General features: G+C 48.4%; 17 protein-coding genes and 1 pseudogene. 11 read left to right on the top strand and 7 right to left on the bottom strand.

Features of this window, described 5'->3' with window-relative positions; translation table 11 throughout:
* The first annotated feature begins 87 nt into the window (after positions 1–87).
* The 8 genes and pseudogenes from gshB (at position 88) to argB (ending at position 7,491) form a co-directional block, all read left to right on the top strand.
* Positions 88–1,107 (top strand): glutathione synthase, encoded by a 1,020-nt coding sequence (gshB, locus tag EPO18_RS15830; protein ID WP_292434919.1) that lies wholly within the window; start codon positions 88–90, stop codon positions 1,105–1,107.
* Positions 1,082–1,987 (top strand): TonB family protein, encoded by a 906-nt coding sequence (locus EPO18_RS15835; protein WP_292434921.1) that lies wholly within the window; start codon positions 1,082–1,084, stop codon positions 1,985–1,987. Before gshB ends, EPO18_RS15835 begins: the two co-directional genes overlap by 26 nt.
* 254 nt (positions 1,988–2,241) lie before the next feature.
* Positions 2,242–2,805 carry a YqgE/AlgH family protein gene (locus EPO18_RS15840; protein ID WP_292434922.1) on the top strand — a complete coding sequence of 188 codons (564 nt, stop codon included), beginning with the start codon at positions 2,242–2,244 and terminating at the stop codon, positions 2,803–2,805.
* Positions 2,798–3,259, top strand: a complete 462-nt coding sequence (gene ruvX / locus EPO18_RS15845; protein ID WP_292434924.1) for a Holliday junction resolvase RuvX — start codon at positions 2,798–2,800, stop codon at positions 3,257–3,259. The genes EPO18_RS15840 and ruvX overlap by 8 nt, the downstream gene beginning before the upstream one ends.
* Before the next feature lie 214 nt (positions 3,260–3,473).
* Positions 3,474–3,980: a bifunctional pyr operon transcriptional regulator/uracil phosphoribosyltransferase PyrR gene (gene pyrR, locus EPO18_RS15850; protein ID WP_292434926.1), complete on the top strand. Its 507-nt coding sequence runs from the start codon at positions 3,474–3,476 to the stop codon at positions 3,978–3,980.
* A gap of 3 nt (positions 3,981–3,983) precedes the next feature.
* A pseudogene (locus EPO18_RS15855) lies at positions 3,984–4,937 on the top strand (aspartate carbamoyltransferase catalytic subunit); the annotation flags it as partial.
* A gap of 161 nt (positions 4,938–5,098) precedes the next feature.
* On the top strand, positions 5,099–6,373 hold the full coding sequence (locus EPO18_RS15860; protein WP_292434928.1) for a dihydroorotase: 1,275 nt from the start codon (positions 5,099–5,101) through the stop codon (positions 6,371–6,373).
* Between the two features lie 233 nt (positions 6,374–6,606).
* A complete protein-coding gene (gene argB, locus EPO18_RS15865; protein WP_472850905.1) occupies positions 6,607–7,491 on the top strand; it encodes an acetylglutamate kinase in 885 nt (294 codons plus the stop codon).
* A 73-nt stretch (positions 7,492–7,564) separates the two neighbouring features.
* On the opposite strand, the gene EPO18_RS15870 is transcribed toward argB, so the two are convergent.
* From EPO18_RS15870 to proC, 6 genes are all read right to left on the bottom strand, one after another.
* Positions 7,565–7,741: a type II toxin-antitoxin system HicA family toxin gene (locus EPO18_RS15870; protein WP_292434932.1), complete on the bottom strand. Its 177-nt coding sequence runs from the start codon at positions 7,739–7,741 to the stop codon at positions 7,565–7,567.
* Positions 7,741–7,932, bottom strand: coding sequence for a type II toxin-antitoxin system HicB family antitoxin (locus EPO18_RS15875; RefSeq protein ID WP_292434934.1), 192 nt, complete (start codon positions 7,930–7,932; stop codon positions 7,741–7,743). The genes EPO18_RS15870 and EPO18_RS15875 overlap by 1 nt, the downstream gene beginning before the upstream one ends.
* 55 nt (positions 7,933–7,987) lie before the next feature.
* Positions 7,988–8,983 (bottom strand): DUF4124 domain-containing protein, encoded by a 996-nt coding sequence (locus EPO18_RS15880; RefSeq protein ID WP_292434936.1) that lies wholly within the window; start codon positions 8,981–8,983, stop codon positions 7,988–7,990.
* A gap of 86 nt (positions 8,984–9,069) precedes the next feature.
* Complete coding sequence (locus tag EPO18_RS15885) at positions 9,070–9,372, bottom strand: DUF167 family protein (RefSeq protein ID WP_292434938.1); 303 nt, start codon at positions 9,370–9,372, stop codon at positions 9,070–9,072.
* The gene (locus EPO18_RS15890) at positions 9,369–9,944 is read right to left on the bottom strand and encodes a YggT family protein (protein WP_292434939.1); all 576 of its coding nucleotides are present in this window, start codon (positions 9,942–9,944) and stop codon (positions 9,369–9,371) included. The genes EPO18_RS15885 and EPO18_RS15890 overlap by 4 nt, the downstream gene beginning before the upstream one ends.
* Entirely contained in the window at positions 9,944–10,771 is an 828-nt protein-coding gene (gene proC / locus EPO18_RS15895) for a pyrroline-5-carboxylate reductase (protein ID WP_292434941.1), read from the bottom strand. Before proC ends, EPO18_RS15890 begins: the two co-directional genes overlap by 1 nt.
* Before the next feature lie 232 nt (positions 10,772–11,003).
* On the opposite strand from proC, the gene EPO18_RS15900 reads away from it, so the two are divergent.
* Entirely contained in the window at positions 11,004–11,996 is a 993-nt protein-coding gene (locus EPO18_RS15900; RefSeq protein WP_292434944.1) for an SPL family radical SAM protein, read from the top strand.
* The gene (locus EPO18_RS15905; protein WP_292434946.1) at positions 11,984–12,706 is read left to right on the top strand and encodes an SDR family oxidoreductase; all 723 of its coding nucleotides are present in this window, start codon (positions 11,984–11,986) and stop codon (positions 12,704–12,706) included. Before EPO18_RS15900 ends, EPO18_RS15905 begins: the two co-directional genes overlap by 13 nt.
* Before the next feature lie 120 nt (positions 12,707–12,826).
* On the opposite strand, the gene EPO18_RS15910 is transcribed toward EPO18_RS15905, so the two are convergent.
* Positions 12,827–13,510: a YggS family pyridoxal phosphate-dependent enzyme gene (locus EPO18_RS15910; protein WP_292434948.1), complete on the bottom strand. Its 684-nt coding sequence runs from the start codon at positions 13,508–13,510 to the stop codon at positions 12,827–12,829.
* A 119-nt stretch (positions 13,511–13,629) separates the two neighbouring features.
* Between EPO18_RS15910 and EPO18_RS15915 the strand changes: the two genes are divergently transcribed.
* Positions 13,630–14,667 carry a type IV pilus twitching motility protein PilT gene (locus EPO18_RS15915; protein ID WP_292434950.1) on the top strand — a complete coding sequence of 346 codons (1,038 nt, stop codon included), beginning with the start codon at positions 13,630–13,632 and terminating at the stop codon, positions 14,665–14,667.
* Positions 14,668–14,755 lie beyond the last annotated feature (88 nt).

Here is a 14,755-nt window from a genome sequence, read left to right on the forward strand (position 1 = left end):
GGACGAAAGGCAAAAGGCGCAATGGGTTTTTACCCTTTCGCCCTTTGTCTTTCGCCTTTCGTCTAACATATTTATCAGGAAAAAATAATGCCCATTAAGCTCGGCATGGTCATGGACTCCATTGATCATATCAACATAAAAAAAGACACCAGTTTTGCAATGTTACTTGAAGCTCAGGCCAGAGGCTGGGAATTGCATTATATGGAACTTAACGATTTATTCCTGAGAAACGGCAGGGCTTATGCCAGAACGCGGACGATTCAAGTTCAGCGGAATGAAAAAAGCTGGTACGAGTTTACCGCTGAGCAGGATATTTCGTTGGACGAGCTGGATGTGATCATGATGCGTAAGGATCCTCCTTTCGACCAGGAATATATTTATGCAACCTATTTGCTGGAACGCGCCGAGAGCATGGGGGTTTATGTCATCAACAAACCGCAGTCATTGCGGGATGCCAATGAAAAGCTTTTTACCGCGTGGTTTCCGCAATGCTGCGCAGAAACTTTGGTCGCCAGAGAGCCAGCCAGAATCAGGGACTTCTTGCTGGAGCAGGGCGAGATCATTTTAAAACCACTGGATGGCATGGGCGGCACCTCTATTTTTCATTTGCGTCAGGGCGATCCGAACCTTAGCGTGATCCTGGAAACCATGACTCAGTACAACAGCCGCTATGTGATGGCGCAAAAATACCTTCCGCAAATTGTCGACGGCGATAAACGCATATTGCTGGTTAACGGCGAGGTCATACCGTTCGCTCTGGCGCGCATCCCTGCCCAAGGTGAAACCCGTGGCAATTTGGCGGCGGGCGGACGGGCGGAAGGTCGGCCCTTAACCGAGCGGGATCGCTGGATTGCTAATCAAGTTGGGCCGACATTACGGGACAAAGGTCTGATTTTTGTCGGGATCGATGTGATTGGCGATACACTGACCGAGATTAATGTTACCAGCCCTACTTGCGTACAGGAATTGGATCGTCAGTTTGGCTTGAATATTTGCGGTCAGCTCATGGATCATATCGAAACGACCCTGAGCCGCACCTGCTCCAGGCAGGTGCGCGGCACACACACCATCCATGGCGATAATGAAAACACATCAGGTAATGTTTGATCCGCCTGCACCGCTGTCTAATAATGACTCATTATTAGTTGCCTTATTTTTAGCGGCGGTCATTCATGTTGTCATTGGTCTGGGAGTCAATTTCACAATGCCGCAGCCGGAGGAAGTCAGCCGGTCAATTGATATTACCTTGGTCAATATGCCGGCCCCAAAAGCGCCTGAAAAGGCGCAGTTTTTAGCTCAGGAAAACCAGCTTGGCGCCGGCGAACAAAGCAAAAAACCGGAACCGCCGCCGCAACAACTGCCCAGCCAAAGCAATAGTGAAGTCAAGCCGGTAATCAAGCCGGTAAAAAAGAGTGCGCCGGAACAGGATAAGCCTAAAGCAGCGAAAAAACTGATTACCCAGAAAAAGGCGGAAAAAAAGATCGTTACCGCGAGTAAGCCGGATACCGGGCAGCATACTGAAAAACGTCCGCAATTGTCGGCGGAGATGCTGCAACAGCAAATTGCTCAATTGGGCACCGAAATCAGGCTCAGCCAGCAAAGCGCCGAGCAAACTAAAATAAAATTCGTCGATTCGGTGAGTGCTCATAAGTATCTCGCAGCCCAATATATGAAAGATTGGGAAGATAAAGTGGAGCGTACCGGCAATCTTAATTACCCGGAAGTTGCGGCCAAGAAAAACTTTTCCGGCACCTTAACTATGGATGTCGGGATTAAGGCAGACGGCAGCATCTACAGCATACGCATCAATCAGTCTTCGGGAAACCCGGCATTGGATGAGGCGGCTAAAAGAATTGTCCGTATGAGTGCGCCGTTTGCACCGTTGCCCATAGATTTGCGGAAAGAACTGGATGTTCTGGTGATTACCCGCGTTTGGAAGTTTTCTGACGAGTCAGGCATGACCTCGCCAAACAGTAGGCCGGAATAAGCCAATTTGAGCGAAAGCGAAAACAGGCGTTTCCGGCAAATACCGCCCGGACTCGCTGGAAAACGCCGCCTCGCACTACGCCCTTCGACAAGGCTCTCCTGAGCAAACTCGAAGGACTCAGGACAGGCTTGGGTGGTATTATTCCGGGCTACAGAGATGGTGATTACCAAGGGTTGGGGATTTTCAGGTGAATCAGGCAGGACCATGCGATAAACCAGTTGCTTAAGTCGACATAAACTTTGATACTAAGATCTATGAACCAAGCCACCTATTTAAATAACCAATTTATTATCGCCATGCCCAATTTGGCGGATCCCAATTTTTTTCATGCGGTTGCCTATTTGTGCCAGCATAATGAAGACGGTGCATTAGGCATTGTGATTAACAGATCGACCGACATGGAGCTGGGCGAAATTTTTAGACAGATGGATATAAAAGTCACTGCGCCCGTCGCAGCTAAAGCTCCCGTTTTTGCAGGCGGTCCAGTGCAGCAGGAACGGGGCTTCGTGGTGCATACTTCCGGTGGAGACTGGCATGCGACCATGGCGGTTTCGGAGACCATTTCGTTGACCACATCCCGAGACGTGCTTGAAGCCATTGCGGCAGGCGAAGGCCCGCAACAGTATCTGGTGGCGTTAGGTTATGCCGGTTGGGGTGCAGGACAACTGGAAAAAGAAATTATGGATAATTCATGGCTTAATACGCCTTGCGGGGAACAGGTTTTGTTCGATACGCCGGTTAACTTGCGTTGGAGTGCAGCAGCGGGCCAGATTGGCGTTGACATTAATCAGTTGACCGCTCCGGCAGGACATGGCTAAGCAAGATCCATTACTCGCCAAAGCCAATGCCGACACCTATCTGGGCTTTGATTTCGGTACTAAAAAGATAGGCGCGGCTGTCGGTCAAACAACCACAGCTACCGCGAGTCCTCTGCAAACCATTCGCTCGATCAATCAAAGCCCCAACTGGGAAATAATCGGCAAGCTGATACAGGAGTGGCGCCCCGCCGGTTTAGTGGTCGGCATATCAAAGCAGGCCGACGGCTCGGATAACCTCGTAACACCCCGCATGTTAAAATTTTGCAGACAGCTGGAAGGGCGCTATCAACTGCCTGTCTTTCAGCAGGATGAAACCTTGTCGACATTTGAAGCCAAACAACTGTTGTTTGACGAAGTCAGCCTCAGTGCAAGCAAACTTTGGGAAGTGCAAGATCAACTCGCCGCCCAGCTTATCCTGCAAACTTGGCTGAATGAGCATGCCAATATAGGGTAATTAGAAAGATAAAAAATAGGAAAAAAATAGAACGCTGATGACGCAGATAATTATGATCAAATAAGATTTTCTTGTTTGAAAAAGCTTTGTGCTTAAACGCTGGCTTCAGTAATTTCTGAATATTTACAATTATCTGTGTTCATCATATTCATCTGCGTCATCAGCGTTCCATTTGATTTGGTGGCGCTGAGTAGTTACAAAAAAGGACCATTAAGTGTTAAAGATTCCCGAATTATTAAATAACCTGGAAGCCGGGTTAAAACGCATCATCGACGATAGAAAGCTGGTTAATCCGATCATGATAGGTATCCGTACCGGCGGCGTGTGGATTGCCGAGCAAATGCACCGGCGATTAAATATCAGTGAACCTCTGGGGCTGCTGGATATTTCATTTTATCGGGACGATTTCTCGCAAATCGGCGTCAATCCCAATGTAAAACCCAGCCAGTTGCCGACCTACATTGAAGGCCGCGACATTATTTTGGTCGACGATGTTTTTTATACCGGCAGGACAATACGCGCCGCAATGAATGAGATTTTCGATTACGGCAGGCCGAACCAAATTATTCTGGGCGTATTGATAGAACGCGACGGCAGGCAAATTCCGCTTAAGCCCGATTGCGCCGCTGCAAGTATTACCTTGAGCGCAGGCCAGTGGGTTCAATTGACCGGGCCCGAGCCTTTGGACATTCATATAAAAACCAATGAGGCGATGGCATAAGCAATGACTGATAACCTGCAATTAAATGCGGAAGGCAAGCTTAAACACTTTCTGACTATTGAGGGCCTTAGCAAGGCCTTATTGACGGAAATTCTCGATACCGCCGAGTCGTTCGCCGGTATGTCCGAGCACCAAGTTAAAAAAGTGCCTTTGTTGCGCGGAAAGACTATCGTAAACCTGTTCTTTGAAAACAGCACACGTACCCGCACGACCTTCGAACTGGCTGCCACGCGCCTGTCCGCCGATGTGATCAATATGAATATCGCCACCTCGGCCACATCAAAAGGCGAAAGCCTGCTCGACACCATACGCAACCTGGAAGCCATGTTTGTAGACATGTTTGTGGTGCGTCACGCGCTCAGCGGCGCCGCACATTTCATCGCTCAACAGACCGCGCCGCATATCAGCGTCATCAATGCCGGTGACGGACAACATGCCCACCCGACTCAGGCCATGCTGGACATGTTTACCATACGCCAGATCAAGCGGGATTTCTCCAGTCTCAGAGTGGCTATCATCGGCGATATATTGCACTCCAGAGTGGCGCGCTCGGAGATTCAGGCCTTAAATACCTTGGGTGCGGCCGAAGTCCGGGTGATTGCGCCCAAAACCTTGTTGCCTGCGCATGTGGAAAGCTTGGGCGTGAATGTGTCGCATAATCTGACCGAAGGGCTTAAAGACATCGATGTGGTTATGATGCTGCGCTTGCAGAAAGAACGCATGAGCTCGGCGCTGCTGCCCAGCGAGAGTGAATATTTCAAATGTTTCGGGCTGACCGAAGAGAAACTGAAAATCGCCAAACCCGACGCGATAGTTATGCATCCAGGTCCGATCAACCGGGGCGTAGAAATTGATTCCAAAGTTGCAGACGGGCCGCAGTCGGTGATACTTAAACAAGTCAGCAACGGCATCGCCGTGCGCATGGCAGTCATGGCGATGGCAATGCAAACCGCACCTGCTCCCGGCAGGTTTAGCGGTATACACACCATCCCTGGCGATCGCCACGCCGGTTCCCTACCGGCTGGTGGCATACACACCATCCCTGGCGATCGCCATGCCGGTTCCCTACCGGCTAATGGCATACACACCATCCCTGGTGATAAATCGGGGGTGGCGTAATGAAAATTCGCATAGACCACGGAAGAATCATTGATCCGGCCAACGACATAGACCGCGTCGGTTCCGTTTATATCAAACACGGCAAGATTGTTTCGGTGACTGACGAACCGGACAGTTTCAAGCCGGATATTGTTATTAATGCCGAAAATCAAATCGTTTGCCCCGGCTTTATCGATTTAAGCACCCGTTTGCGGGATATGGGGCACAGCCGCAAAGCGACATTTAAAAGCGAAGTAACCGCCGCAGCCGCAGCCGGTATCACCACCTTGTGCCTGCAACCGGATACCGTGCCGGTCATCGATACGCCGGCTGTTGTCGAACTGATCAAAGAACTGGCGGAAAAAGCCGGCTATCCGCAAATCTATGCGGTCGGCGCACTCACCCAGAAACTGGAAGGTGCGGAGCTCAGCTCCATGCTGTCGCTGAAACAGGCAGGCTGCATTGCAGTCGGCAACGCCAATCAGCCGGTCAAAAACCTGCTGATATTAAGACGGGCCATGGAATATGCAGCCAGCCATGACTTATTATTGATGTTTCGATCCAATGACTTTTGGCTTGGCAATAACGGTTGCGCACATGAAGGCGCGGTCGCGACCCGCTACGGCTTGCCCAGCATTCCTGAAGCCGCAGAAACCATAGCGCTGGCGCAATGCCTGGAACTGGCCGAACTGACCGGCTGCCGAGTACATTTTGGCCAGTTAAGCTGCAAACGTTCGGTGATTAAAATACATCAGGCCAAAAAGTATGGTTTGAAAGTCAGTGCCGATGTCGCGATTCATCAGCTGCATCTGACTGAAAATGACATGAGGCCGTTTGACAGCGCTTACCATGTATTGCCGCCATTGCGTACCGAAGACGACAAACACTATTTAAGGCAAGGCTTGGCCGGCAGCACGATTAACAGCATTTGTTCCGATCACCAGCCGCATGACTTGGATGCCAAGTTGGGCGCGTTCCCGGAAACGGAGCCGGGGATGTCATCTCTGGAAACCTTATTGCCGTTGATGCTCAAGCTGGTCGCCCAGCACGCGATAACGCTGGAACAAGGCATCGCCTGCTTAAGCGCAAATCCGGCGCGGGTGCTGCGTTTAAACAGCGGCGCGTTAACGCCGGGTTTTTCAGCCGATGTGTGTATTTTCGACCCGGAACTTGAGTGGCAAGTTAATTCGGAAAACTGGAAAAGCCAGGGTGTTAACACGCCGTTCTGGGGACAAACTCTGAAAGGGCGGGTAACCCATACCTTGCAAGCGGGAAAAATTATTCACCGATTGTAGAGAGAATATATTTGTCCACGAAAATCACGAAAGGCACGAAAATATTGCATAGGTTCTACTACGGCCAGCGTTACAGCGAGTAAGTAAATTTTGTTCCGTTCGCCCTGAGCTTGTCGAAGGGCTCACCACGAACCCGGAGCGTGAGGGCAATAACGATGATTTACAGCACATCTCTTTTAGACATTTTCGTGGACATACATAAAATCAATTAATAACGGAAATACACAAACATGATGCAAAAAAGAACAGCTCACCAGATCGCCGATGTGCTGATTGAGGCTCTGCCCTATATCCAGCGTTTTAAAGGCAAAACCATCGTGGTTAAATTCGGCGGCAACGCCATGGTCGATGAAGAGCTCAAGCACAGCTTCGCACGGGACATCGTGTTGATGAAACTGGTCGGTTTAAACCCGATTGTGGTTCATGGCGGCGGGCCGCAAATCGGCCAGCTGCTGGAAAAACTGGGTAAAACTACAGGCTTTATCGACGGCATGCGCATCACCGACAGCGAAACCATGGACGTGGTTGAGATGGTGTTGGGCGGACTGGTCAACAAGGAGATTGTCAATTTAATCAATATGCACGGCGGCAAAGCGGTTGGCTTGACCGGCAAAGACGGCAATTTTATCCGGGCCAAAAAACTGCATCTTACCCCGCGTGACAGCCTGCCACCGGAGATTATCGATCTGGGCCATGTCGGTGAAGTGAGCAGCATAGACCCCGCGGTTCTCGATATGCTCGGAGGCAGCGATTTTATTCCGGTTATTGCACCGATCGGGGTCGGCGATGACGGGCATTCTTATAATATCAATGCCGATCTGGTTGCCGGAAAAATCGCCGAGCAGTTGAAAGCCGAGAAATTGATTTTACTGACCAACATACCGGGCATTTTGGATAAGCAAGGAGCGTTGCTGACCGGCTTGTCGATCAAAAAGACCGAAGAACTTATCGCTGACGGCACCATTTCCGGCGGCATGATCCCCAAAACCCGTTGCGCGACCGATGCGATAAAAGGCGGAGTCACTAGCGTGCATATTATTGATGGCCGCGTCGATCATGCGGTGCTGCTGGAATTGTTTACCGATCAGGGTGTTGGTACTTTGCTGCTGAATGGCTAATTGAGGTTTAGGAATGTAGGATGGGTTTCGGCAGCCGAAACCTATCCTGTATACTGTGCGTGATATTTGAACTTCAATTGCTTAATTTTTTGATGATTGATTTTGCTAGAAAATCATTGATTTCATTATGTCTTGGAACTGGTTGCGATATTTTTGTTTCCTCGTTTGTGTACCAGTCATGGTTTCCGCCACGTCGTGATAGTTTGCAACCTAGCTCTTCAAGTAATCTTATTAAGTCCCTTCTTTTCATTAAGCTACCAAAAGCTTTTCAGTTTTTCTGGTATAAGGTATTGATTCGTTTTCCAAGTCTTTAAATAAATCTTTCAAGTTTTCTTGTAATTCCTCTTTTGTCGTTCCTTGTGTTAAATAATCGGGATATTCGTTTAAGTAGCCCAGGAAAAAATTATCGTCTTTCCAAAATGTATAATTAATTTCTTTCATATTTTCACCTTTGACTTTGTTCAATATTCCAGTCAATTAGGGTTCGTAACCTCGGTTATTTACCCACCGCAGCCTCAATAAACGGCCTAAACGTCGACCTAATTTCACGCACTTTCTGACTAGCGCAAAGCTCGGCACCCAGCGACGATTCCCGGCAGTGAATATCCAGGAAAAGCTGCTGTTTTTTGTTTTCATCCTCTATTTTTGAAACCGACAAGCTAAGATCGCTGTCGTTTGCAGGCGCGCGGCCCATAATCAATTTGTCGGTATCGGTATCAATCGGTGTCGTGGCATTCGCTTTGATAAAGTCATGTGCGCTTACCCAAGCTTTGGCGCAAAGCGCATCGGTTTCGCAGGCATACAGACCAATTTCATCGGCAATATTCGTTTGTGCTGTTTTATCAGCCGCTTTTGATGGATCGGTATTCTCCTGGGTTAAAAATTTAAAGCGCTCAATGTTAGCCTCAAACTCGGCCTTGCTTCGATTCTTTTTTTCGATCTGTTTATTGATTTCAGCATAAGCGATTTGTATTTGCTCCTCGGTTTGCTTAATTTCGTCCAACAGATTTTTGGGAACTTTTTTGCCGTTACGTTCGAGTTCTGCAGCTTTCTTTTGTTGTGATTCCAGTTGGTTTTCTACGCGTTTTAGATTGCCCTGAGCCACATTGCGTTGGGCATCCAACGACTGCATGGTGGCATAAAGGCTGGCCTGCATATCTTCTACGTTACGGAAAGTGCTGAGCAGAACCTTATCGTTAGCGGCTTGCTGGGCGATAATTTTTTCTTGGGCTTTTTTCAGGGCATTCAATCGATTAGCGATAGCCTGCTCTTCCTTGGTTTTTTCCTGTTCGGTAACTTCAACAACCCGGCCCTTCTCGTTTAGCGATTCCCGGCGGTATTGGGAATGTTCCGGCGGTACCTGGTCGGAGAAAATAGTTTCACCATGCTCATTTACCCATTTGTACATCTTTTTGGCATACGCAGACTGGCTGCAGCATAGGAAAAGGGAACAAGCTAAAAAAATACTGACTGAAAAAGATCGTGTTTGCATGGCTGACTAAATGATTTTTCAAGAAAAATAAATTATATTGTAAAGATGGCGGATAGGAAATTTTATTACTTCGTCTATCAACACAGCTAGAAGGAAATATCAAATTGCAGGGGATGCGGCAGGGATGGCAGTTTTTTGGGCGAATGAATGGCAATGCGTTTTTCCCGCCCGGATTCGCCCGAAATGAGTTTACAGGCTGATTTAGGGATTCCAAACTGATCGGCTATAAATGCAATCAGATGCTGATTGGCTTTGCCGTCAATCGGCGCGGCTTTGATTCTCAGCTTCAGCCGGTCGCCATGCAGTCCTGCCCATTCATCTTTGCTGGCCTTGGGTTGAACATGGATATTCAGCGTCAAAATTCCATGTTCCCAATGATACCAATTCAACCGATCAAACTGGCTAATTGATGCAACGGCGGCAGTATGACCATTTTCGCCAGTTGCAAAAACATTAACGCGGCCAAAGGCGACAAGTCTATGCCGCCTAGATCAGGAATGAATTTGCGGCACAGGTTAAGCAAGGGCTCGGTCAGACTGTACAAGATAGACGATGCGGCACTAAACGTGCCGGGATTTATCCAGCTGAGTATAGCCCTGGCAAATACGGCATAGATGAATATATTAATCAGCAACGAAACCAGCTGGGTCAACGATAAAATGGTTAATGCGCCGATACTGATAGCGACGCTTTTCAGCAGCAATATGGAAAAATCGGCCAGCATTTGCAGAGAAAGCACCAGCACCAGAGAGGACGTATCGATCTTTCCGACAGACGGTACGAAGCGGCGCAACAGTCTTAACGGCGGGTGCGTCGCTTTGACCAGAAACTGGGAGATAGGATTGTAAAAATCAGCGCCGCACCATTGCAATAAAAAGCGCAGCAGCACCGCCAGAATATAAAGTGAAAACAGCGAATCGATTATAAAAATCGCCGGGTCGGTCATATAGCTCGAATCCATTATGAATTCTCCATTTGTTTAGACATTTCGATAGAGCGGTCTCGTGCCGCATGTAATGCTTTTGAAACCAGTCCGGTAAAGCCGTCTTGCTCAAAAGTTTCTATAGCCCGCTGTGTTGTACCTCCGGGCGAGGTGACACGCTTACGGAGTTGCTCTGGAGATTCGGCCGATTCCAGTGCTATTTTGGCCGCGCCTAGTGCTGTCTGCTGTACCAATAAACGTGCGGTTTCTTGATTCAGGCCCAGTTCCAACGCGGCTTTTTCCATAGCCTCCATCAACAGAAAATAATAGGCGGGGCCGCTGCCGGAAACGGCGGTTACCGCATCCAGCTCGGCTTCATCTTCGACCCAGAGCGCAATGCCGACCGAACGTAAAATGTTTTCCGCCAAGTCGCATTGCTCATCCGTTACTTTGCCGTTGGCATGCAATGCGGTAGCGCCGGTCAACACCAGTGCCGGTGTGTTGGGCATGCAGCGTACGATGGCGGCATCAGCACCCAACCAGCGGCTTAAACTGTTTTGGTTAATGCCGGCGGCGATCGATACCACCAGCGGTTTTTTTTGCTGAATCAGCGCGGCGATACTTTGCGCCACAGCACTCATTGTTTGCGGCTTGACTGCCAGAACCACGACATCAACCGCATTAATGACGTCGTCATTGTTTGCCGACGTGTTCACGTTTAGCTGTCTTTTAAGGTTTGTCAGTGTGTCCGGGTTAATATCCGATACCCAAATCTGTTCAGGAGCATGGCCGCTGGCAATCAATCCGCTGATCAGGCTGGACGCCATATTTCCTCCGCCGATAAAGCCTATCTTGTTTGTTTTCATGATTGTTAATATGTTTGTTGAGTTGAGAGTATTTTACCCTATATAAGGTCAGTGTGATAAATCACAAGGCTTTTGATCTGACAAGCTGTGCTACAGTACGCGCATCAAACGATAAACCCAACTATTAGAATAGAACGCAGATGACGCTGATAACTATGATAAGCGCAGATAATTCAAGAAAAATCTTACTTAATCATAGTTATCAGCGTCATCTGCGTTCCATTGTGCCTATATGATCGAAACCATTTACATCGAAGAAGCCGTCCGGCAACACCCGCGAGTTCTTGATATTGTCGCGCGGTTTCCGCAAGCCAAGAAAATAACCTGCGGCCGTTACGGCGAAGTATTTAACCCTAAAGCGCAAAATTTCCGCTTGCAAAAGCAACAACCGGCCTTGATTCTGGCAGAAAAATATAAGAGCTTTGCGTTACCAGCACCTTTGGGATACGGCATCGGATCAGTAAGAAACTACTACTTTTCGCACATGCTCAACTGTCTGTACGATTGCCGTTATTGTTTTTTGCAGGGCATGTACCAGTCGGCCAACTATGTTCTGTTCGTCAATTACGAGGATTTCCAGCAAGACATCCGGCAACTGTGCGCTGAGTCGCCGAATGAAAACCTGCATTTTTTTTCCGGCTACGATTGCGATAGTTTGGCTTTGGAGCCGGTAACCGGCTTTGCCGAACAGTTTTTGCCGTTTTTTGCAACGCTGCCTAATGCCTGGCTGGAATTAAGAACCAAAAGCACCCAAGTCAGAGGCCTGTTAAATCGAGAGCCGTTGCCCCGCTGTATTGTGGCGTTCAGCCTGTCGCCGGATGAGATAGCCGAAAAAGTCGAAGCTAAAGCGCCATCGGTGCAGCGCCGTCTGGATGCGTTGTGCAAGTTGCAGGAACAGGGCTGGCAGATCGGGTTGCGTTTCGATCCGCTGATTTATCAATCCGGCTATCAACAGCAGTACCGGCAGCTATTCGAGCAGGTCTTTTCCCGAATCGACTTAAACCGGCTGCATTCGGTCAGCCTTGGCGTATTCAGGCTACCGGAGAACTTTTTTAAAAAAGTGCATAAACTTTATCCTGAAGAAAAACTCTTTGCAGGTCCGCTGGACACACAGCAAGGCATGGTTTCCTACAAGCAGGAACTGGAGCGGGAGATGATGAACTATTGCACCGAGCAGCTTTTAAACTACATTCCAGCCGACAGATTTTTCCCATGCACACTGTAAAACGCACGGTCCTGGTGACAGGAGCCAGTTCCGGCATAGGCCGGGCCATCGCCAGGAATTTATTGCAGCAAGGGCACCATGTGATTGGCGTGTCCCGTGATCGCAGCAAGTTTGACCGGCAGATGGATAGCTTCAGTGTCGTACAACTGGACTTAAGCCGGTTAAACGAACTGCCGCAAAAAATCCGCGAACTGGAGCAAGCCTTCCCCGAAATCGATGCGGTAATTTTTTGCGCCGGACGAGGGCAGTTCGGTTCGGTGGAAGAATTTTCCTATGCGCAAATCGAGGACCTTATGGCCTTAAATTTTACCAGTCAGGCCTTTTTGGTTAGAGCATTACTGCCTGCTTTAAAGCGCAAAGATCATGGCGATTTGATTTTTATCGGTTCGGAGGCGGCGTTAAAAGGTAGCCGCAAAGGCGCAATGTACTGTGCCGCCAAGTTTGCGGTGCGCGGCTTTACCCAAGCCTTGCGCGAAGAGTGCGGGAAAAGCAATGTGCGGGTCTGCCTGATCAATCCCGGCATGGTTAAAACCGCATTTTTTGAACAATTGTCTTTTGAGCCGGGCGATCATCAAAGCAACTTTATTGAGCCGGAAGATGTCGCCGAAGCCGTGTCCTACGTGCTTAATTCGCGGGCGCAGATAGTGATCGATGAAATCAATCTGAGTCCTTTGAATAAGGTCGTGAAATTTAAAAAATTTCCTGAGTAGAGAAGCGTCAGCCAAACAAGTACTGTGCTATCTCGCGTAGGGCTTGCCGATATGAGGGTTATTAAGCTTCCTGGATCAAGGCCTTGAAGCACATTAAGCCCCTTACAACGAGAATTTCTGTCAGGCATAATTCCGCTCACCAAACAACGCTGTGCCTATTCGGACGATGGTCGAACCTTCAACTATCGCAGCTTTTAAATCCCCGGTCATGCCGAACGAGAAGGTATCCAGCTCGGGTCGATGCAATTCTACAACGGCCTGATGCAGGATTTTATAGGGTTGGCGTTGCTGCTCGAAATCCTGTTGCGGAGCTGGAATGGCCATTACGCCGCGCAAGTTCAGATTAGGCAGCTTGGCGACTTGTTCACACAATTGCGGCAATTCGGCCAGAGTAATGCCGGACTTGCTCGGTTCATCGCTGATATTGACTTGCAAACAAATATTTAATGGCGGCAAATGAGCTGGGCGCTGAGCGCTCAGGCGCTCGGCTATTTTTAAACTATCGACACTGTGCACCCAATCGAAATGCATCGCTAACGGCTTGGTTTTATTGGATTGGATGGGGCCGATAAAGTGCCAGGTAATATCGTAAGCGCCCAGCTCCAGTTGTTTTCTTAATGCTTCCTGCAAATAATTTTCGCCGAAATGACGTTGCCCGGCTTGATAGGCGGCGGCAATATCTTCGGCCGGTTTGGTTTTGCTGACGGCTAATAACAGTACCGAGCCGGGTTGGCGGTTGCAGGCAAGTTCTGCATCGTTGATTTGCGAACGTATTTGTTTGAGTCTTTGAGCTATGGTGGTCATTGGTTATCGATTATTAAGTAACACAATCGGCAAAAACTAACACAACACCATACATTCAAAAAACAAAAAGATGAACTATGCTATAAAGATAATTTTATTTTTGTCTTCATGAGGATGTTATGGATATTGCCGAATTACTGGCTTTTTCAGCTAAAAACAAAGCGTCGGATTTACATTTATCGGCGGGGCTACCGCCTATGATTAGGGTTGATGGCGATATTCGGCGAATCAATATTCCCGCTTTGGATCATAAGGAAGTGCATGCGCTGATTTATGACATCATGAATGACAAGCAACGTAAAGATTATGAAGAATTTTTGGAAACCGATTTTTCATTTGAGTTACCCGGCATCGCCCGGTTTCGTGTTAATGCTTTTAACCAGAATCGTGGCGCAGGCGCTGTATTCAGAACGATTCCATCAACCATATTAAGCTTGGAAGACTTGAAAGCACCCAAATTCTTTGAAGAGTTATGCCAAAAACCGCGCGGCCTAATTCTGGTTACCGGCCCGACCGGCTCCGGCAAGTCGACTACTTTGGCGGCGATGATTAATCATATTAATACCAATGATTATGCGCACATACTTACTGTTGAGGACCCTATCGAATTTGTTCATGAAAGCCAGAAATCCCTGATTAACCAGCGGGAAGTTCATCGCGATACCCATGGTTTTAATGAAGCGTTGCGCTCGGCATTGCGGGAAGATCCCGATATTATTCTGGTCGGTGAAATGCGCGATCTGGAAACCATACGATTGGCCATGACTGCCGCTGAAACAGGCCACCTTGTTTTCGGCACATTGCATACGACCTCCGCTGCTAAAACGATAGACCGTATTATTGACGTATTTCCTGCTGCCGAAAAAGACATGATTCGGGCCATGTTGTCTGAATCGTTGCAGGCGGTTATTTCACAAACTTTGCTGAAGAAAATCGGCGGCGGCCGTGTCGCCGCACATGAAATTATGGTCGGTACGGCCGCTATCAGGAACTTGATTCGCGAAGCCAAAGTGGCGCAAATGTATTCTGCGATTCAAACCGGACGCAAGGACGGCATGCAGACGCTGGATCAAAATATGAAAGAATTAGTTGATAAAGGTCTCATCACTGCAAAAATGGCAATGGAAAAGGCCGTTAATAAGGATATGTTCCGCTAGGATATTCATTCTAAAAAAATTGCACTGGAGCGGTTTTCACATTATTCAACTGCGGTTTTTAGAATTATATGGGCTCCAGAAACGGATA

It is taken from the genome of Methylobacter sp. (genome assembly GCF_004322395.1).
Lineage (GTDB): Bacteria > Pseudomonadota > Gammaproteobacteria > Methylococcales > Methylomonadaceae > Methylobacter_A.

What these genes read in the sequence shown, in the direction of transcription:
- argB (WP_472850905.1), top strand. Translation starts at nt 6,607, where the DNA reads ATGCAAAAAAGAACAGCTCACCAGATCGCCGATGTGCTGATTGAGGCT.
- EPO18_RS15860 (WP_292434928.1), top strand. Translation starts at nt 5,099, where the DNA reads ATGAAAATTCGCATAGACCACGGAAGAATCATTGATCCGGCCAACGAC.
- proC (WP_292434941.1), bottom strand. Translation starts at nt 10,771, where the DNA reads ATGAAAACAAACAAGATAGGCTTTATCGGCGGAGGAAATATGGCGTCC.
- EPO18_RS15915 (WP_292434950.1), top strand. Translation starts at nt 13,630, where the DNA reads ATGGATATTGCCGAATTACTGGCTTTTTCAGCTAAAAACAAAGCGTCG.
- EPO18_RS15880 (WP_292434936.1), bottom strand. Translation starts at nt 8,983, where the DNA reads ATGCAAACACGATCTTTTTCAGTCAGTATTTTTTTAGCTTGTTCCCTT.
- EPO18_RS15910 (WP_292434948.1), bottom strand. Translation starts at nt 13,510, where the DNA reads ATGACCACCATAGCTCAAAGACTCAAACAAATACGTTCGCAAATCAAC.
- EPO18_RS15870 (WP_292434932.1), bottom strand. Translation starts at nt 7,741, where the DNA reads ATGAAAAGAAGGGACTTAATAAGATTACTTGAAGAGCTAGGTTGCAAA.
- gshB (WP_292434919.1), top strand. Translation starts at nt 88, where the DNA reads ATGCCCATTAAGCTCGGCATGGTCATGGACTCCATTGATCATATCAAC.
- EPO18_RS15905 (WP_292434946.1), top strand. Translation starts at nt 11,984, where the DNA reads ATGCACACTGTAAAACGCACGGTCCTGGTGACAGGAGCCAGTTCCGGC.
- EPO18_RS15890 (WP_292434939.1), bottom strand. Translation starts at nt 9,944, where the DNA reads ATGGATTCGAGCTATATGACCGACCCGGCGATTTTTATAATCGATTCG.
- EPO18_RS15875 (WP_292434934.1), bottom strand. Translation starts at nt 7,932, where the DNA reads ATGAAAGAAATTAATTATACATTTTGGAAAGACGATAATTTTTTCCTG.
- EPO18_RS15835 (WP_292434921.1), top strand. Translation starts at nt 1,082, where the DNA reads ATGAAAACACATCAGGTAATGTTTGATCCGCCTGCACCGCTGTCTAAT.
- EPO18_RS15840 (WP_292434922.1), top strand. Translation starts at nt 2,242, where the DNA reads ATGAACCAAGCCACCTATTTAAATAACCAATTTATTATCGCCATGCCC.
- ruvX (WP_292434924.1), top strand. Translation starts at nt 2,798, where the DNA reads ATGGCTAAGCAAGATCCATTACTCGCCAAAGCCAATGCCGACACCTAT.
- EPO18_RS15900 (WP_292434944.1), top strand. Translation starts at nt 11,004, where the DNA reads ATGATCGAAACCATTTACATCGAAGAAGCCGTCCGGCAACACCCGCGA.